We start from the raw sequence: 20369 nt of genomic DNA, 5'->3' as shown, positions 1-20369 counted from the left end.
CTTGCTTTAAATTGCTGATACTGACACTGGCTGTACCATGCCCTCAGGCAGCAGGGGCCTTGTCGCTCTTGCGGCTGCGACGCACCTTGCGTACCGGCTGCAGAGCAACAGCTGCTGCACTGCTGCCAGTACTGAGCGTCTCAGCAGTTACTGTTAAAGCCTCAAGCTCAGAGCCTGCGGTCAGGGCATCATTGTCTGTGTCTGCATCTGCTCCTGCAGTCATATCGCCATCAGCTGCCGGAGCATTGGCTGGCTGAAGCTTACGACTGCGGCTGCGGCGTACCGGGCGCACAGCTTTTGTCTCAGCTTCAGCTGCAGCTTCAGCCTTATCACTGTGCCCCTGAGCTCTTACGCCTGCCGGCTCATCAACAGCTGTGCCTGCCATGGCAGCTGTCAGTAAGGGCTCATCACTGACGCTGTTAATGTCAGACTCTGAGCCATAATCATCAACCAGCACAGTCTTAACAGAAACATTACCGGCGCTGATTACACGTCCAGGAAACAGATCTGCCCCCTCAGGCTCACTGCCTTTGAGCTCACAGCTTTTGAGGTCATGGTCCTGACCATCTGTGCTGCACTCTTCAGCTGAGCTCTCATATTGATCATCACCCTGAGTGGCAACAGATTGAGAGTCAGTAAGATTCTCAAGCGGGCTTACAATTTCCCCGTCACTGTCAGCAAGTGATCCTGGTGTCACCAGGCTTATTTCATGGTCAGGTGATCCTGGGCCGGCCTTGCACTGATCCGCATGTGCACTGTGACCATCTGCCTTAGCTGCGCTGGCGCTCTTAGGGGCTACGGATTTGCTTCCCTCATCCCCAGCATCAGGCTCATTGGCGTCTCCCTCAACTGAGTCCTTTACTTGGGCTGTGTCAGCCTTGCCTGCGACGAACGAAGCACCGGAAGCCGCATCAGCAGGCTCAGCAGCTGCTGCAGCTGCTGCGGCAGGTGCAGCTGCGGTAGCGCGGCGCTGGTCAAAGATTTCACGCAGCTGGTAGTCAGGGAGCAGACAGTTGTTGATAAAGCCTTCGTTGAAGGTGCGGGCACGCATTTTCAGATAGGCCTCAACGTCGCTTACACAATGGGGCAGCTCAGTGAACTTTGAGGTATAGCCAAAGACCTCAAAGCTCATGCGCATGACAAAAGCATACTCACGGCCCTCAAGGCGCGAGGCAAAGGCACGGTCTATGGCATCCTGAATGGTGCACTTTTCATCAGCAGCATAGGCCCTGCAGATACGCAGCAGACTGCGGGTGGTCACAGGGGCACTAAGTGGCAGAACTCTGCGGCCGCAGCTTATCTCAATATCATCAAGAGTACGCATGTCACTGACATTGTTTAAAGCTCCGTACTCGGTGGCTATATCGGCCTCGGTACTGTCGCTGCGGCCTATGACATCCTCAATGCTGCGCACCTGCCCGGCACTGCGGCATTCCTCAACACAGCCCACATAAGAGGAGTGCAGCTGAGCAATACGGGCACGCATATTCTCCAGCATGTCCCTGTTGTCACTGCTGCGCTCTGCTCCGCAGGCAATACGCAGCTCGTGCACAAAGGTGAGCATATAGCGTATGAGATCAGGATTGAGCTCAGGTACGGCACGGCTGATGATGGAGCGGCCCATGGCAAAGTCAGGCCAGGAAAATTCAAGAAACACCCAGCGATCAAGAAAAGCCGTATTCTGACGGCGCACTCCTGTGTAGTGGCCTGAGCTGTCACCTGATCCCCTTGAGTTACCGGTGGCAATAACCCTGAAACCCGGATGAGGCATGATGACCTCCCCATTGCTGGCCAGTACGGTCAAACCACGGCCCTCAAGCACATCGTTCAGGGCAGCCAGCTCTCCTGCGCTCATCAGATCAATTTCATTGAGCAGCAGAATCTCACCTGACATCATGGCACGGCTTAAGGGGCCATATTCAAAGTGCAGCTGACCATGACGGATAACAGGATGACCAATGAGGTCAGCTACCTCTGAAGTCTGAGACAGAGTAATGCTCTCTACCGGCCACTTAAGACGGGCGGCAGTCTCAAGCACAAAGGAGGTCTTGCCACAGCCTGATGGTCCGCAGATATAAAGAGAATCGCCATGAGGCTTTTCCAGCCAGTCGAGCATGGTCTTAAGAGCCTTGCTCTCAAAGACATAGGAGCTGTGAGCCTGAGGCACCATGGCACTGACCATGTCCTTATGCTCAGGCACAGTAAGCATTCTCTGACCAAGATCAGGACAGTCAAAGACAGCAGATGAAACCTCACGGCTGCCCACTCCGGCTCCACAGTCAATAACCCTGGCCCTGTGCATGCCGCTCAGAGCAGCGCCACCAGCGCTTCCTGCGCCACAGCTCCCGTCCTCACTGTCAATATAAGCATGACCGCCTCTTACGTTCAGAGCCTCGCGGCCACCTCGTACCGAGATATGGGTATTACCGGCCACGCAGTCATAAAGCTCATTCATGCTGCGCGCCAGAGCTCCAGCAGCGCCGTGAGCACCTTCACTTCCCACACTGGCACAGCCGGAACCTCCGGTGACAGCGCCCGCGCCACCAGCACCTGCGCCAGCCGGGCCGACCAGAGCAGATGCAGCTGCCATGCCCCGGGCCTGAGCTGATGCCGGGGCCTTAACTGATGCCGGGGCATGGGTCGGTGCATTAGCCAATGGCTGAGTCTGGAGCGCAGTCATGTTATTGGCCACAGCCATGGTCTGAGCTCCAGTCATGCTCTGAGCTCCTGCCTGTACCTGAGCACCGCTGCCGCCCTGTACTCTGCCATTTACTGAGCTGCCAGGTACACCACAGCCGTAAGGCACAGCTCCAGCTGCCGGTCCTGCCATAACAGACTGACCATGATTTGCGTGCTGAGAAGTTGTAGCGCTTAAAGCAGAGGGCATCATCCCGGCAGCTGCCGGCTGTGCTGCATAAGCTGGCATTACAGCGCCCGCAGCTCCATAGCAAGGCACAGTACCACGGGCAACAGCTCCTGCAGGCAGTGATGCACGACCGTGAGCCAGAGCTCCGGCTGCACCGCCACCAACTGGGACCGGGGCAGCACAGCCTGCGGTCTGTACCATATTCATGGCTGCACTTATGCCAGGCGGCATGAGGCGATAAGCTCCTACAGGCACAGACATATAGCTATCAGCCGGCATTGCAGCCACGCCGCGTCCTGCCTGCATCTGGGCTCCCGCAGCGACTCCAGCGGCGCGCTTAGTGCCCACAGCAGTTCGATCACCAGCACCGGCTGTAGCTGCACCTGCCACTGCGCCTGCTGCATTGGCTGCCACATTGGCGGCTGCACTGGCGACGGCTGCGCTGGAGGCGGCGGCTACGGCAGCAGCCTGAGCGTTATCTGATCCCCAGCCGGGAAAAGCTGAAACAGCGGAATGATTTAAGGCAGTGCCCCTGAGCACATGGGGAGTCTGGTTATAAGGAGGTACCCAGTTATATGGAGGCTGGCTCTGCACAGAGCCATCAGGCATACCTGGGGCCTGCTCCTGTCTGTCAGCTGCGGCTCCCATGTCCGTTACGCCCTGACAGCCAGGCTGAGCTGTGTTTTGTGGCCATGGGCTGACAGAGCTGCCCGCTGCCTGATATGGCCCCTGCCAGCTGCCGGCCCCTGATCTCATGGCGCTCTGAGACTGTACCTGAGCACCATTTGCAGGGGGAGCTGAAGGACCTGCAGATACGGCTGCACTCTGAGCACCGGCACCGCCTGGAGCAGGACGTGCGGCTGGAGCCGATCCAGAGATGCCTGATCTTTGCTGTGGGGGAATCATACCGGCTGCAGCACTGGTACGGTTAAGCCCGGGTACTGCAGCTGACATGGCTGCCGGTTCCATGGCGGTCTGTGCCATGGCTGTATCAGTGCCCCAGGGACTTTCAGCGGTGTTGGAATGTAAGTTTTTCATATGCCCTCCTGAGCACCATGTGCTCGGATTGTGAGATTAAATACTGATGCCTGCAGGCATCTGACTGACAGGCTTGCAGTTCCAGCCTTGCCTGTACCTGACAGCCTGATTCTCAGGTTCGCCCTGCCCTCATGTGCAGAGCAGTACCTGCCTGTACGTGTACCTGGGATTTGGCCTTACTGCTGTTGCGAGCGGGCTGTTTTGGCCTTGGCCCTGTTCTGAGTCTCAGAGCCACAGCCTGTAAGTGCCTGGCTGCCAGGCTGCCCAGCTGCCAGACGGCCACCACAGAGAGCTGATGGCCTTTGCCCAGGTAATGCGCCCCTGCCATAAGGGAAAGCTGCTGTCAGCCTCTGACGACAAAGGCCGGGAGCTCAATTTCGATGCGGGCGCGCTGCAGGCGGCTGCGGGCGTTAAAGCTGCGAGCACTCAGGGGCAGCCCGTGTCTGGAGATGACATTGCGCTCCACAGTAAAGCCACTGCCCGCATACATGAGGCTCTCTTCATCACTGCCCAGTACACTGCGCTCAGGGTCCAGAGGTACCCGTGCTGTCATGGCGCTCCAGCCGTGAAAGCTGCCGGGACGTCCTGGCATGTTCTGCGAGGAGACCAGATAACCGGGCATCAGCGCTGTGCGCATAAACACAGCCTCACGCCCAAGACCAATCTCTCCTGTTACAGGACCTCCTCGCTGCGCACTGTAATCACGACCCGGACGGCTGCCAAAGCCGCCCTCACGGGCTGTTTCCTGATGCCTGCCTGAACCGTCAGCTGAGCCGGCTGTGCTCTTGCGGCTGCCTGTATCCCAGGGCAGCTCACTGTCATCGTTCCAGCTCTGAGCACTGCATGAGCTCAGGGTGTAGCTGAGCACTGCTGTATAGCTCTCCTGTGCCTTAAGAGCAGTGGCACCCGTATGAATCTGCCTGCCCTCAGGCCCAGGGGCGCGAAGGGCACCTTCTCTGCAGACAGGTAAAAGTGAGCTGTTCAGGGTGACCTGGCCAGGAGCTGCGTGACTTTCAGGCAGTAAAGAAGGTGCCTGATCACCTGATCTGCTCTCCCCCATTACAGAGGTACCCGGCTTGGCTGTATCTGATTGAGCCTGCTCATCAAAGTCATCATCAAAAAGACACAGCTGGCGCATGGCGGACCTGCCTGCGCCATAAGAACCCCGTCGCCGGGCTGTGCTCTGGGAAGCTGGTCCTGTAAGCCTTTCAGGGGGTTGACTGTGACCTTGCTTTACAGGCCCGGGTTGAGTCCTGCTGTCAGGCCGGCCTGAGCATATGGAGGCGGCCTTACCCCAGCAGTGCTCAAAGGAGAGCATCCACTGGGCATCACTGCACTCATAAGCCCTGTCCGTCCCGCAACAGCCCGGGACAGGCCCAACTGCCAGGTCCGTTGCTGCTGCATGGGCCATTGCCGCTGCCGTGGTACAGGCCCCGGCCTGTGCAGATGCAACACGGTTAGACTGTCCTTGCGCATCAGTACCCGGCAAATGATCCTCTGGATGAGATGGTTCACTGCCCCTGATCTGATGCGCTCTCTGATGCACAGTTTGATGCGCAGTCTGATGCGCTGACTTATGAATGGTCTGATGAGCAGCCGGATCTACACTGTGTGTATAGCTGCCGGCACCAGTTACTGCACCGGTGCCCGTCGGCGCTGCATAAAGGCTTACTGGCTCACAGTACATAGCTGACTTACCACGTCTTGCCTGAGCAAGGGCCACAGTGTAATCAGGGCAGCCATACACCAGATAAGTACGCTGCATACCCCAGCTGCAACTGCGTATAAGCTCACTGTTAGGCAGGTGTACGGGCATAGCACGGCGGGCCGCTCCGGCGGCACTGCCGGCGCATCCGGGCTTTGCCTCAAGGCTGTCAGGTCCTGGATCTGTGCCCATGGATGAGACAGACCCAGCGCCGGTGGCTGCTCCCATGGTGACAGCAGCGCCCGCGCCTGGAGCTGTGCTCCTGGGGGACGCTGAGCCTCTGGTGGCAGCGCCCGCGCCTGAGGCTGAACCAGATCCTGACAGCTGACAGGCCCTGCTGGTGCTGTAGTGACCACTGGAGTCAGGACTGACAAAGGGGGCAGGCATGTGGGCCTGCGATGATGAAAGATCCCCGGGGATCAATGGCACTGTGCTGTCACAGCAGTGCCCTCCCGGTGGTGAAATGGAGAAGTTCATAATCTGCTCCCGACAGAGCCCTGCAGCTGCGGCCGTACAGGACATAAATGCCTGCATTGGTGGCTGGCCTGCAGGGACCGTCTTAATATGGCCCGGGCAGTTACGAGCTTATGGCCACGATAAGAACCCGGGCGTTACGGCCCAGCTGACGGCGGGTAATCTGCTCGTCACGACCGTCAACACTGTTAAGGTCCAGCTTTACTACCGGAGGACGGCCGCCTGGCTTTGCCTGGAGGTCCCGCGCGGAGATAAGTTTCAGGGCCGGGGCCTTACGCCCCTGAGGTAATACTGCTGTCATGTCATTGCTCCTGTCGTAATGGAAAGTATCTGTAAGCGGCACGCCGCCAGGCATGCCGCCGGGCATGCCAGCCAGGATGCCGGCCTGACCGCCGGTGCAGGCGGAGTGCAGCCCTTCAGCTGCCGGCCCTGGCCAGCAGCTCACTGTCTTCAGCAACTGCTGCTGCAGCTGCCCCGGCTGCAGCTACCCCGGCTGTCCTGAGCCTTACCGGTACCGGGCTTAAACCAATAGCGGCCAGCCGTCCCTGAGATCGGCTGATGGCCACAAAACGCTGCCAGCGCTCCATGGAACTCATAGCCGTATGCTCACCCTTTTTAAGTTCTATTACTCCCTGAGCACCAGGACGCACAGAGCTGCCAGGGCGGCCCTGGTCGCTCTGAGGTTTATGGCCGTCCCTGCGCTCATATCTGTCAGGGCCACCTGATGCTGCGACACCGGTCTGACCGGCAGCGCCCGCACCTGCACAGTGATCCGCCACTGCTCCCTGTGGGCCATAAGGACGGGGGCGAAAGGAAGACTGATTCTGCCTGCGTCCCAGGTAAGGATCAGCTCCTCCTGCAGCTGCCCTGAGCTCATAGGAGCTGGAACTCCCGCTGTCGCTTTCATTGGCAGCACGAATACGGGCATAAGCTCCCTGAGAGCTCCTGCGCTGCAGCCAGCCCCGGCGCGGGTCAGTCCCTGGACCGCTCCTGGAGCCTGAGAAGCCGGTGCGTCCGCATGCCCAGCTACGCGGTGCCTGGGCCAGGACGCCATTGCCCGTCCCGGTACAGGAACGCTCAAGCTCCGGAGCGCCTCTGTCCGCGCTTCCTGGCGCGCTGCCCGGCGTTCTGCCATGGATGCGATCCCTGGTGCGATCCTGGGGGCGACCGGACATTCGGTCCTGAGTGCGGTCTTGCGGCCTGTTTTGCGGCCGGGCCTGGGGCCAGTTTTGCTTTGGGCCTTGCGGCAGCTCTGGCTGGCCGGGGCGTGCCCTGGAGGTGCGAGAGGAATTGCGGCTGCGTGGTATCCATATGCTCATGGCACAGTCAGGCAACAAGGTGATAAAGGCGGCACTGAGCGAGCCTGACCAGCTGCCGGCCCCATGGCCTCCATCAGCCCCGGCCATACCAGGATGACACTCAATATGTCCGCAATGAATGCAGGCAGGAATATGACACTCCATGAATGCAGCGGAGCTGCCGGCCACTATGCTTTGGTGATGCAGCTGCAGCCTTACCACTGCAGGAGCCGGGGCATAGCAGTACTCAGGGGAAGCGGCTGCAACACTGCCAGCTCTGATGGTGAATTCATAAGACCAGCTGCAGTCGCGGGCATACCAGCGACGTCTGCGGTAAGGGCGACTGTAAGTACGTGAAACGTGGCAGCTGCCAGCGCGTGGACTGCAGGTGCTGTCATTAAGTGGAACGTGGGAGCTGCCAGTGCCCGGAGTGCTGGTGCTGTCATTAAGTGGAGCACAGGAGCTTCCAGTAAGCATCTGGGTGCCCGGACGAGAGCCGTATCGCGCTGTGTTGCCAGCCGGGCAGGCAAGTGGGCTGTTCCGGCCAGTCTCATTAGTGTTATCTGCAGGGACAGTCAGGCTGTCCCCATGCTGTGGTGAAGTGTTCATGTGACCTCCTGACTGCTGCTCTGTGGAAAGTGGTGTAATGAAGTGAAACGGCGGGCAAGAAGTAAGGCCCGCCATACTTACTAATGTGCTTAGGGGTTAAGCCATCAGGGGTTGTCAGTGCTGTACGCTGTACCTGGCTGCAGTGAGGTGAGCTGAACTGGCTGCACTGCTCTTCTGCAGCTGCGGGCAATTCTTATCAGGGGTTGCAATGCACTCCCCTTCCGGTGGTGCGGCCCAATGCTCTCCCCTGGTTGCGGTGCACTGCTGAATGACTTGCGCATGAGGTACTGTCATCTTTGATGGCATCTGGTCAGCCGTCAGAGGACTGGCAGAGGGAAGCTGTTATCTTAAAAAGCGGGCCCGGAGTAAGCCCGCTACTGATAGTTAAGTCAGAGAATGTTTAAGCGCCCGTGCATTGACTCAGGTAATACCCGCCATGCACTGAGCTGTCTGAGCCACGGGTCTTAAGACTCAGCAACTGTTATCTCAAGGTCTTATGTACGCCTGCTGCTCTCATGCTGTTTTCATGTTGCACAGAGGCCGGCTGCAGCACTGTTATCTCCTGCCCTCTTTACTGACCGGCTGTCACCCTGACGGGTCCTGCAGTAAAGCTATGGCAGCTGCTGCAGAGCAATGATGTGCAGGACAGCAGTACGGTAAAAGTATTCAGGATGGCGGGCTGAAATCCTGATAAACGCCCGCCCACGATTTCAAAGAAAAACTGTTACAGGATGCGGGCATTGTTCTGTCTGCGTGCCCGCCATACGCCACATACTGAATCTCTGTGTTCAGAGACTATTAGGTGACCTGAGATGCAGGTGAAACTGGTTCAGGATGGCGGGCTGAAATCCTGATAAACGCCCGCCCACGATTTCAAAGTCTAATCATGTGGCGGGCATTACAGATAATCTGCCGTGGCAGCCCGCCATAGCCACATACAGATGTGTTGCGCATACTTATGACACAGCCTGTCCGGCCAGTGCCACTGCCTGCAGGTTACTGCTGAATCTGCCGGCCTTGCTTCACTGTACGGAGCTGCTCCATGCCGGGAGCACAGGGCTTATGCACTTTGCTGCCGGCTGGGAAGCCGTACGGTGCGCCAATGAGCGCCATGCGGTGCGCACTGGGCTGCCTGTGAGCTGAGCAAGCGCTGTACGCTGTGCAGCAGCGCCATGCCATACGCAAAATCAAACTCACTTAAGAAGGCGAAGCCTGTGAACGCTCCGCCTTTGATGCACTAGTGAGATTTAAGGGGTCAGCTTACTAAAACCGGACCTGCCGATGGTGGAGCAGGCCCGACAATTAGAGACAGCTGGAGTCGAAAAGGAAAAGAAGAAAAGGGAGCTGTGCAGTTGCCAGGTTTAACCGTGCCACAGCTGAGCTGCGGTGCGGCTGTTAAGCTGTATCAGCTGCCCTGCAGTGTCAGCTGCCCAGCTGATAGAAAGCCATTCTTTTGACCTCAATGACAGTATCTGTAGATGAGGTAGCCATTACAGCATCCTCACGGTTGAGACTGCCTACCAGCACCACAGGCAGAGCCATGGAGTGACGGATAATGCGGTAGACCATGGAAAGGGACGGGCCGCTGCTTTGCCAGATAACGGCCTTGTAAAAGACAGCCCTGCTGTCACGTCCTGCTGGCACCTTTACCGAGCTGGCCACAGCCTGAGCCACACTGCGGCAGATATCATCGCTGGCAAGATACAGGTCCCACTTATCAAGGCTGACCGGAGCACAGGCCCCGGAGGGCGCAGCGCCTGCTGTAGTGACTGACGCTGCAGGATCCGCTGCTGCTGACGCAGCTGCAGCTGTTGCGGCCGCTGCAGGAGAGCTGTCTTTACCGCCGGCATCAGTGACGTCACTGAGCTCTGTGCCTTCAGTACTTGATGATCTCTTTTCATATGAGGCTGAGGGGAGGCAAGTGTCCTCAGCGCCGACAGCAGCGGCACTGCTGGGACGGGCCGGGTCAAAATCCTTATCCTGGGATTTGATATCCCTGTTGACCTGCTGCCAGGCAATTTCACTGAAGACACGCTCATCAAAGAAATCGTGCAGATCAATGCTGGAAAAATCAAAGTGACGGCGCAGTGCCATTTCCTCCTCACTCATGTCACTGACAGCACTGACAGCGGCTATTCCTGAAAGTCCCCTGAAGTCAGCACCGTCGCCGCTGCTCAAGGAGCCGCCCCGGGAGCTTAGCTCCCTGACCATGGCATTGAGCAGCGGAGCTGCAGCTGCAGCACAGCCTCGACGCACGGCACTGTCAGGACGTGTCTTACCCGCAGCTCCGCCCTCAGGCCTGCTCCTGCCTGTAGCCGCAAACCCCGCCGAAGCTGCAGCTGCTGCGGCACCAGACACTGCGCTTGCTGCAGCCGCTGCTGCGGCAGCGTTACGTCCAGCACCGCCTGGTGAGACTGAAGATCCTGATGCGCCAGGGCGATGAGCTGAACCCCTGCTGCCAGCACTGGCGACGGCCCTGCTGTGAGCCCGACTCATATGAGCGGGCGCTGTACGGCTGCTGCCAGTGCCGCCGGTGCAGGCCCTGGTGTTGGCGTCAGAGCAGGATTCGCTATCACAGCCGGTGCGGTTGCGGACTGCGTTTATCTGCCCCTGCAGCTGCTTTAAGGAGCGGGCGCTGTCATCTGATCCCATGGCAAGGCACAGTACCCTGCCCCTGAGCTCAGAGCCCAGTACATTACGGGCAGTATCGGGTTTCTTTACCGAACAAAGCGCAGCTGAAGATGAAGCTGAGGGAGTGGAGGAGGTGGTGGAAGAAGTAGAAAGAGAAGAGCTGGTGGATGCACAGCCGCACTCAGCCTGATCTGCAGTGGTGCTGCTGGAGACTGCAGCACTGTCAGTCATGCCCTGAGCCAGGGAGCGAATGCGAAAGCGCAGCATTGGTCTGCCTTTGAAATCACGGTCAAGAGCCATGCTGCCCGGCTCAATCTGACCCAGAAGCTGAAGCGAGTTCAGATTAAACATGTTGCCTTACTCCCTGAGGCCGTCCTCAGGACCATACGTCCTGCTATCAACAGGTACTGCCATCAGTACCCGGGACCTGCCATCAAACTGTTATCCTGAAATCCTGAAATCCTTAAGTAGTTTGAACAGCAAGGAGCATCTGCTCCTGCGATGGCTCAATAATAGAAAATAAAAACCGCCCCTTCTGATCTGTCCCTGCCCAGCCCCCGCACCAGTGAAAAGTACTTTTCCAGAAATTTTTAAAGCTCAGATTTACTGCATTATTTCCTGTAAATCCCTGTAAATATCTCTAAAATCGCATACTGGCATATCTGACAATGAACTGAATCTTATGACAATTAAGTTCTTTTTCCATAATTTTGCCAGCATAAGAAAGCAAAATGTTCATGGATTTTTTCTTAAATTATTTGCCCGCAGTTCAGGACTGAGAAGTAAGAACACATAATGCCGGGCAGCGGGCTGAGCACCAGTCCGCCCCATGGCTTCTTTGTGTGGTACAGGAAGCTGATGGCATGATGAGCAGGCAATCAGATGCACGCTCCCAAAGGCCTCCCCTGAAGCAGTGATCAGACACATGGTCTGGTGTTTAGGGAAAAGCTGCAATGAGCTGATTTTTGAAGAAAATTGAGGTTTTTTGATGATTTCTGAGCAAAAATGGGCGCTTTTTCGTGAAATCAGCTCATTTTTGTAAATTCAGGCATGGCAGACGAGACTGTGATGGGATTTTGCAGCTGACAAGTGAACAGGCCGTGACTATGGTTACGGTCTTTAAGATGGTGACAGGAGTCAGCTATTGGGTCAGATTAAAAAGGTTAAGAGCTGAACTGGCCTGCGGATACTGGCAGAGCCTGAGAGCCAGGCTGAGGCTGGGACTTATGCCAAGGCTCAGACTGAGGCTGGGACTTATGCTGGGGGTTATGCTTATGCGCAGGATTATTGAGAATGCCTCGATGGCCGGTCTGATTACGCAAGTGCGATAAATGGTTCAGGACTCCAGACCTGCTTACATGAACTGGCCTGATGAATGGAAGGTATGAACGGGCTGATGAATAAGTGGACTGACTTATGGATAGCGGGAGGGAGTGATGAGTGGAGAAATGGATTAACGGGCGGGTCGACAGACAGGGATGACCTTAAGCTGCATTGAAGGCTGCGCTGCAGCGGGTGATGCCGCTGAAGCTGTGGCGGGTGATTAGGGCGGATGGTGGCCGGGCCCGGTCGGGCGGCTTTTGGGGCCGGGCCCGGCCGGGGCGGCTTATGGAGGTGGGCCTGGATGGGCTGCGCGCGGGCAAAAAAAGGGGCATGCCTGAGCATGCCCTGCGCCGGGAAAAGATTAGTGTTGAGTTCCCGGTTTTGTCTCTGATCCTTTATCTGCCGGCTGGGCAGATGGCATCAGGCATTAATGTTGACGCGTAATGGTCCGGTAGCTGTTGTGTTGCCCTTATCGTTGTATGTCATGTTACGTGACATACGATCACGGGCAGACATCAGTACGGAGGTCAGACGGCGGTTAGCTGCAATTGACAGGGAAATGAGCTTGCCATTGGTCTCATTCATCATCTTGCAGCGGCCCAGCTTTTCCTTGAGCTGGTTGACGCGGTCAATGTGTACGGTCTTGAGCATGGCAGCATCAGGATGCAGCTTGAGACGCTGATCGTTGGCCTGCAGCTTGAGCATGAATGAGGACTTGTCCTCAGCAATGGTCTCAAGCTCCTCAAGACGGCGCTCTTTAATGGCCTGATACTCGCGGCTTAGGATCTTCATGACTGCGTCAAGAATGGCATCCTGCTCATCAAGATAATCATCTAAAGTCTTAATGGCGGAAACGGCTTTAGTCTTATTGATGGAACGACGGGTAATCATATTACTTCCAGAAAAAGGCGCTGTGACATACAGCAAAAACCACGGCCCCGGCCGGAGCCTGGGGCACGTCTGATTCACCGGGACGGTCAGGCCGTCCCTGTAACCTCACTTAGAGGGCGCCGCGAATCTGATACATGTCGTAAATACGCTTAGTATCCAGTTCGAGTTCGGTCACGTAGGTGTCACCCAGAGGGTACTGACGGACCACACGTGCACCGTGAACCAGGCCTTCAACCTCGGTAGTGAGCTTGTCGCTCTTCTCGATGTTGTTGGAGTTGGAATTCTTTGCCTTGACGTAAACACCGGCAACCTGCTCGGTGAGCTCACGATAGGCTTCCATCTTGGAGGCTCTCATGGCGTTAATCTGCTTTTCAGAATGGCTGGAACCCTTCTGACGGGAGATTACAGCATAGCCTGTGGACCTGATTACCGGATAATCGTCCAGCTCATTAACGCCGGTATCGGTGTAATGAACAGCCAGAGAAGTATTACGGATAACGCTGGAGCAGCCGGTGGTGCTCAATACCAGAACTGAGGCCAGAAGTGCTGCTGAAATGTACTTTTTCATCGAAAAAACCTTTTTTAACCAGAGAGCTTCCTGAAAAAGCCTTAATTGCTGACGCGGGAGTAGCTGCTTTCGTCTGCTGTGTCACGGATCAGCATGGTATTGTGCATGTAGGTGTTGGCAGGATAGACCACTGGATCTTCCTTGCAGCCTACGAGATCGCAGGAGCTGAAACCATCACGCTCATCGACATAGCGGTCATAATTGCCGCGTGAAGTAGCGCCGGAAACAACACCTTTCTTGAAACGTGGATCGGTGTAAACCTTCTTGCCGTCTGGACCAACCTGAACGCCAGGAGCGACCGGGGTGGTGCTGCCAGAACCTGTGTAACCGGTGTTATAGCCGGTGTTGTAAACCACAGGGGCTGACTGAGCTGCAGCTGCGGCAGCGGCTGCAGCAGGGTTAAAAGCCGGGTCAGAAGAGGTCTCGAAAACACCGCCTAATGGACGGCCGTTTGCACCTACTACCTGAGCCTTGGTCAGAGCCTTGGCAGTGCGGGCACGCTCGAGAGCTTCAGCCTTCATTGGAGCCTGGAACAGGGCCAGCTGCTTCTCTGCCTCGAGGTACTTCTTCTTGTAGTAACTGGCATCGCGTAACTGCTCAGAGCTGATACCGGTGAAGCTGCAGTTCTTGGCAGCGGTGCGGTAGCAGGTTGGCAGCAGGGAATAAGGGATGACATCGGTGGCGGTGGCAATGACCTGACGGGTCTGCATGTTTACCACGCGGGATACCACTACTACACCACGGCTGTTGCGGGTGAAGGTGCCGCCGAGGAGATATTTGACCTTGGTGTCCTTGGCGATCTTCTTCCAGTTACGGGAGAGGATAAAGTCGCCGTCATTGGTTACAGCCAGCTTGCCGGTGAGCTTGTACTCGGTGACCTCAAAGGCACGGGTAGACATCTCGTGAGTGAAGAACTCGGCAAGAGCGCGGCCCAGGTAACCGGCATTCTCATAGGTGTCTGTATCCACGAATGAGGTAATGGCAATGCGTGGCATGGTCACAATTTTGACATCGCCGGTGACTGAAGAACGGTCCACTGGAGCATTTGGCAGCAGGTGATAGAACATATTCTGCTGCAGCTGATCAGCCATACGGGCAGTAATGGAGCTGATCTCCATACCGGCCTGCTGATAAACAGTAGTCTCAGTTGGATTGTTTACACCCTCAATACGTGCAGAAGAGCCATTATTTTCCTCATAAGTTGGCAAGCTGCAGGCTGAGAGTAGCAGGCTGGCACATAAGCTTACCAGCAATGTTTTCTTTAATTGCATCTCCTGAACCTCAATCTCTTAGCGTAGCTGACAGGGCGATACCAGAGACTGTCGCTACAGAACATTCTAATCAGCATCAAGCTGCAATAACAATGCCATCGCAGACTAAGCTGGAGCATAATACCATTGATCAGCCGCAAAAACATGACCATGGACCACAGTTACAATACCAGGGCACTGTCAGGGCACAGAAAGATCATCTCCCATGCACACCACTGCCCGGCCGGCAGCATGACCTGACGGCCCCGCACGCACGCGGCAGACACCATATCAGGCTCAACTTCCACCATATTCACAGCACCAAGACACGCACCCGGCAAGCAAGAAAGCAAGAAAGCAAGCTTTCCCCTGCAAGGCGCACACATGATACCGCCATCAGACACCAGAACCAGAACCATCCCGGTCACAACCACAGACCTCACGCCCCGGGCAACAGCCTCAGAGGGCTGCATAAGGCACTGCTCTCAGGCGTTAACCTTATGCACTGAGCTCAGTATGTAACCACGGTATGTAACTACGGTATGTCGCCACGGCATGTCATCACACAGCGTGACAAAATCCCGGCCCGGCCTGGCTATTCCCGCGTGCTCCAAAAAATAAAATCAGAGCAGCACAAAACTGCACAGTCCCAACAGCAAAAACAAGGCTGTACAGGCACATAAAGCACGGCATCGGTACTGACATTTGAATACAGAGCAACAGGCGTGCCGCCGTAAATCTGTCAGTAATGCAAAGTGCTTCATAAAGCCATAAAGCACCCGCCCTGATCAGAGCGCGCACTCCACCAGCAAGACTTGCAGGCAGCCACGGCTCAGTCACACTCCCGCCCATTTCATAGTCTGCGCAGTCACCCAGCCTACGCCTGGCTCAGCACGGCCATCAGCGTCAGGACAGTAACTAAAACACTGCAGCAGCTGAGCCCTCACTGACCATGCGCACATGGAGCATATGACACTCTCAAAGCTTATCCCTGCGCATTTGCTGACCAGATACCGCAGCATGCAGCTGACAGTACTCAAAGCTCACTGTGCCACGTCCCCAAAACAGATCAGCCCGGGCACCAGGCCGTGAAGCGCGGCAATTATGGTCGTCATCAGTCCCAGGTCGAGCACAGATAAAGGAAATATCAGCCTGCAGGGACAAAAATTACCGTCACAATGCAGATTTATATGACCTTCAGACAGATGTCACAGATGCCATCCAGACCGACTTCACAGATGATCTCACAGGTTACCTGCAGACCGCTCTCAAGGCTGACCTTACTCAGCCCAAAGTCAAAAAAGTCACTGACCAGAAATCATGCAGTGCTTTAGCGCTTTAATAGTAAATTGCACCGGGAACAGACAGGTCAGGCCACAACGCAATTGCCTGAGCAGGCAGTACGCACGCTGAAGCAAGGCTCCCCGGTCATTGTCTCAGGATACGGACGAAGGACCAGACAGTGCACCATTGCACAGTGCGTCGCTCTGACAGCCGGACTGTCATAAAGCCCGGCAGATAAACTTTAGTGCAGCTGTCCGCTGGCAGCTTACAGCATATGCAGGAAGAGCTGCTGCGGGCTGACTGCAGACAGCTGATATTCGCTTAATGTCTTATGCCATTGCTGTATATATGCTAACGGCATAACAGGGCCCTGCTTTCAAAACGCCCCGATAAGGAGCAGCCCGGGCACAGCCAAAAGCGCAGCCCCTGAATACGCTCATCCCATGGAGTGCAGTTGCACTCCTGATGCACACTGACGGCAGCACTGCCCCGAGGCACAAAGGCTGACCTGAGCATGCCAGCAGAACGTACGGCACATGGCGATGGGCTGACAGTCTGTCCCGTAGACCAGGTACTGCCAGGACGAGTGGACAATTCAAAGGCAGCTCAATCCACCTGCAAGAGGCGCCAGCAACTTTATGCATATACAGGACGATTGAGAGGTCAGTTACCCAGGAAGTGGAGGTACTGGCACTGATTTCCGCGTGGTCAGGTCAGGTCAGTCGTGAGCAACGGGCTGCAGCAACAGTCAGGATTAACATGCCTGAAAAAGTTCAGGAGGCCCATGAGGTCAAGGAGCCATGGGAGCGCTCTGCGCATGCGGTTATAAGTGCATGCAGTCAGGCCGTGGTGCGGGCCAGTGATGAGTGCAGGCATCATATCTTATAATTCAGGCAGCACTGTGCTCTTTACCTGCAGTGAGACAAAAGGGGGTACAATTCTCAGCTGCACTGCCCGGCCCTGCTCTGCCCCTGTCAGCTGCGCTGCCCACTAATGTGATGCTTATCCGTAAGGCACACGGTGTACAGTGACTTTCAGCTGCCGCAGGTGGATACATGTCCGAATGCGCCTGGTGTACCGGGACTTTTATCGGTGCCACCTGGTGGTAATTTTCATTTGTGCATACTTTTTGCAGACTGTTTATTTCAGGTCATGCACTGTGGCGTATAACGTCATATAACCGGCCTTTTTCCGGGTGCGGCTGCTCCCTTTTACCGACAGTCAAGTCCAGCTGTTCGCCATTATATTCAGCCGACCCTGTGGTCATAATGGAATCATTGGAGAAATAAGATGCGAGCTTACTTTAAAGCTATAGGAATTGCTCTTGCTCTTGCTTTGAGCAGCCAGGCTGCTGTTGCCGGGTGGTATACGGCCCGAGGCTCGGCTCCAATTATTGACGACAATATTGCCCAGGCCCGTCGCAACGCCATTGACGACGCTCTGCGCAATGCCGCCCTGCAGGCCGGTGCTGATATCAGTATTGAACAGGTTATCGAGAACGGTACTCTGCTTGATGACAAGCTGCGTGTTACCGCCCACTCCCCAATCCGTCGTATGACTGTGGTTGAAGAGAGCGAAAACGGCCGTGTCGTTACCGTTCTGGTCAAGGCCCTGATCAACGACGACAATATTGCTGACTGTTATGCCGGCAATATCAAGAAGACCATTCTGCCTTTCGTGTTCCGTTATCAGGATCCTGATGCTTCCTTAAGCGCAGCCGGTCTTAGCGATTTTGACACCTATCTTTCCGATCTGGTTTATTCAGGCGTGGCCCAGAGCCCTGCCCTGACTGTACTGCCAGCTGACAGACAGCGTCTGCTGATTCACCAGGGTTCTTCAGGTCCTGACTACAATCTGCAGCGTACTCTGGACTCCATCTCCCGCCGCACCCAGGCCCAGTTCATCATCGTCGGTAACATCAACTCTCTGGCCAAGTCCGATACTGCCAATTACGAGTTCACCAAGATGTTCTACAACCCTACCCGCACCATCAGATTCAATATTCAGGTATTTGATGTGTACAGCGGCCGTATGCTGGTTTCCAAGGACTACCATGGCGATGCCGAGTGGACTCTGTCCAACCAGCGCTTCACCCTGCGCTCTGACAAGTTCAGCACCTCTGAATACGGTCAGCGTGTTCAGCAGCTGGCCAAATATGCCATTGCTGACATCGTCTCCAAGCTGCGCTGCCAGATTCCTGTAGCCCGTGTGGTTCAGGTCAATGACACCACTATCCGTATTAACCTCGGTGAGAACGCCAACATCAGCAAGGGCATGAAGTTCAACCTGATTCACCGTACCGACTTTCAGGATCGTCACAACATGACCTACTTCCAGAACTCCACCACCGAAGCTCTGTACAAAGTTGTTGACGTATCCCCGACTGCAGCTACCCTCGAGCCTCTGGACATCAACCACCAGCTCATCAACGTTATGCTTGACGACCTGGTAACCTTAAAGCCATAGGCCAACGGTAAGCCGACAGGCACAGACAAAGGTCCAGTCCGGTCCCATGACCACGCCGGACCGCGACCAGCTGCCAAAAAGGAGGAGCTCCACAGGGGCTCCTCCTTTTTTGTCCGCCAGGCCCATGCTTCTCCTATACGGCTATCGCCTGGGCCCTTACCTCTTGCAGAAAACTCCCACTTGAATGGGATATCTGGCATGTTTTTTATTTTCTTGTTAAAGGGATGCTGGATTAAAACTTGGCATCCCTTTTTTGTGTTTTGACCGACCATGGGTCGGTCCCCCTGAGCTCCAAGATAGACTCCTAATCAACACTCATGCAAGGTACGCGCTTGATGGGTGATAAAAAGGCCATTCTTAAGTTCAGTGGTATGGGTCTTGAGCCCCACCTCAGGCCAGGACGCAAGCAGTCTCCGCTTCTGGCATATATTCCGGATCCGGGGCCGTCCAGACGCTCCGCCCTTACTGGTTCTGCGTGCAGCACCCCAACTCTCAGCTGTAGCCACTTACTCCCGACTCAGCTCCTGACTCAGCTCCTGATCTGCGCATCTGGTACAACCAGCACTGTCCCTGCTCAACCGCACCTGAACGCAGACCGTTGCAGGTGCTGTCCAGCGTCACGCAAAAGGACACATTTAGTAGCGTGAGCTGTACAGCGGTGCGGATCGGTTTACCGCCTGGGACTGCGGCTGTTGTGCAGGCAGGCATTGAGGGGCTTACAGGACATGTCTTGCGGTGTCGGAGCAGCAGTGGCATAACCCTGCAACGAGATTATGGCAGCATGAAGCTGTGCCAGCCAGTTGCAGCCGCTGCAGCTGTGGCAGGCATAGCGTTGTATGCATTTATCTTTCGTGTATAATATGCGCCACGTCCCCATAGTTAAATGGATATAACAAGCCCCTCCTAAGGGCTAGTTGTAGGTTCGATTCCTACTGGGGGCGCCACCTCACAAAGCCGGGATCCCACATCCGGTACTTACTCCCGACCATCACGGTCAAATCTCCATTTTCATCACTCCCACTCTCCCACTCCCATTTTCCTCCCCCGGGATCAGTGTATTAATACCTGTCATGGCTGTTATGGCCTGCGGCCGCAGCGCTGCTCATTTATGCAAATAGCTCCTGGTGCATCCAGGCGACGGCTGTTGCCTGCGCTATGGTCAACGGGCTTTTGCTTGTGTGAGGCATGCGCTTTTTATAAAGTGCAGATTTGCTAAAATTTAGCCTGCAGCAAGTCACCTTGACAGGTGGCCCGAAATCAGTTTTTCAGCTTTATACAGGTACATTATGCTTTCCATGCAAGAGGCCCTGCAGACAGCCTTCACCAAACGACTGAGTCTGTCAGGAAGATCAAGCCGCTCAGAGTTCTGGTGGCTCTATCTTGTGTCCGTTCCATGCTTTATTGTTGCTACCTACATTGCCCGCATGGGATTTATCTTCTCCCTGCTGGGACTGGCCCTGTCTCTGGCAACCTTTGCCATGGTCATTGCCTGCATGGTCAGACGCATGCACGATCGTAACTTCACCGGCTGGCTGGTGCTGATTATTTTTGTCCCTACTTTTGGCATTCTCATACTGCTGTTGCTCTGTACCCTCAAGGGCACTGAAGGGCCTAACAACTACGGTGAGGATCCCCTCCAGAGGCCAGGAGCGCCTGGCAGTAACGGCTCCTCAGGCTCTGGCAGAAGCCATAATATCGAGCGTAATGGATGGGGCAGTCCTGAAACTGAGGATACAGAATTTCAGCGCAAACTGCGTGGATTCTTTGACAAGGATAATGATAAGGGCAATGATGGAGGTTCCTTTAAGCCCTGAGCCTCACAGCGCGCCCGACCACTGACCAGGACCAGGACCACCCGGACAGCACTGCCGCACCTGCCGCGCCATGGCCGCGCCAGCCCTGCGGGCTGTTGCAGGCCGCGACTTGGCTGTTGCAGGACAAGACCAGTCTGCAACAGGCAGTGACC

10 protein-coding genes and 1 tRNA gene are annotated in these 20369 nt (G+C 55.8%); 3 read left to right on the top strand and 8 right to left on the bottom strand.

Annotation, left to right across the window (positions count from 1 at the left end):
- Window positions 1-43 precede the first annotated feature (43 nt).
- From MXE39_RS03605 to MXE39_RS03570, 8 genes are all read right to left on the bottom strand, one after another.
- Window positions 44-3904 carry an AAA family ATPase gene (locus MXE39_RS03605; protein WP_246977306.1) on the bottom strand — a complete coding sequence of 1287 codons (3861 nt, stop codon included), beginning with the start codon at window positions 3902-3904 and terminating at the stop codon, window positions 44-46.
- A 343-nt stretch (window positions 3905-4247) separates the two neighbouring features.
- Window positions 4248-5042 (bottom strand): hypothetical protein, encoded by a 795-nt coding sequence (locus tag MXE39_RS03600; RefSeq protein ID WP_246977305.1) that lies wholly within the window; start codon window positions 5040-5042, stop codon window positions 4248-4250.
- A gap of 1144 nt (window positions 5043-6186) precedes the next feature.
- Window positions 6187-6384 (bottom strand): hypothetical protein, encoded by a 198-nt coding sequence (locus MXE39_RS03595; protein WP_246977304.1) that lies wholly within the window; start codon window positions 6382-6384, stop codon window positions 6187-6189.
- Window positions 6385-6499: 115 nt separating this feature from the next.
- Window positions 6500-7258: a hypothetical protein gene (locus tag MXE39_RS03590; protein WP_246977303.1), complete on the bottom strand. Its 759-nt coding sequence runs from the start codon at window positions 7256-7258 to the stop codon at window positions 6500-6502.
- 2154 nt (window positions 7259-9412) lie between these two features.
- Window positions 9413-10972 (bottom strand): hypothetical protein, encoded by a 1560-nt coding sequence (locus tag MXE39_RS03585; protein WP_246977302.1) that lies wholly within the window; start codon window positions 10970-10972, stop codon window positions 9413-9415.
- A 1392-nt stretch (window positions 10973-12364) separates the two neighbouring features.
- Window positions 12365-12835, bottom strand: a complete 471-nt coding sequence (locus tag MXE39_RS03580) for a flagellar protein FlgN (protein ID WP_246977301.1) — start codon at window positions 12833-12835, stop codon at window positions 12365-12367.
- A 109-nt stretch (window positions 12836-12944) separates the two neighbouring features.
- Window positions 12945-13403, bottom strand: coding sequence for an LPP20 family lipoprotein (locus tag MXE39_RS03575; RefSeq protein WP_246977300.1), 459 nt, complete (start codon window positions 13401-13403; stop codon window positions 12945-12947).
- 41 nt (window positions 13404-13444) lie between these two features.
- Window positions 13445-14611, bottom strand: a complete 1167-nt coding sequence (locus MXE39_RS03570; protein ID WP_247073789.1) for a FlgO family outer membrane protein — start codon at window positions 14609-14611, stop codon at window positions 13445-13447.
- 2616 nt (window positions 14612-17227) lie between these two features.
- On the opposite strand from MXE39_RS03570, the gene MXE39_RS03565 reads away from it, so the two are divergent.
- The 3 genes from MXE39_RS03565 (at window position 17228) to MXE39_RS03555 (ending at window position 20217) form a co-directional block, all read left to right on the top strand.
- Window positions 17228-18403 carry a flagellar assembly protein T N-terminal domain-containing protein gene (locus MXE39_RS03565; RefSeq protein WP_246977298.1) on the top strand — a complete coding sequence of 392 codons (1176 nt, stop codon included), beginning with the start codon at window positions 17228-17230 and terminating at the stop codon, window positions 18401-18403.
- A gap of 869 nt (window positions 18404-19272) precedes the next feature.
- Window positions 19273-19347, top strand: a tRNA-Arg gene (locus tag MXE39_RS03560).
- 342 nt (window positions 19348-19689) lie between these two features.
- Window positions 19690-20217 (top strand): DUF805 domain-containing protein, encoded by a 528-nt coding sequence (locus tag MXE39_RS03555; protein ID WP_246977297.1) that lies wholly within the window; start codon window positions 19690-19692, stop codon window positions 20215-20217.
- The last annotated feature ends 152 nt before the right edge of the window (window positions 20218-20369 follow it).

This window comes from Anaerobiospirillum sp. NML120511 (genome assembly GCF_023050955.1).
Lineage (GTDB): Bacteria > Pseudomonadota > Gammaproteobacteria > Enterobacterales > Succinivibrionaceae > Anaerobiospirillum.
This window is presented reverse-complemented; position numbering and strand designations above follow the sequence as displayed.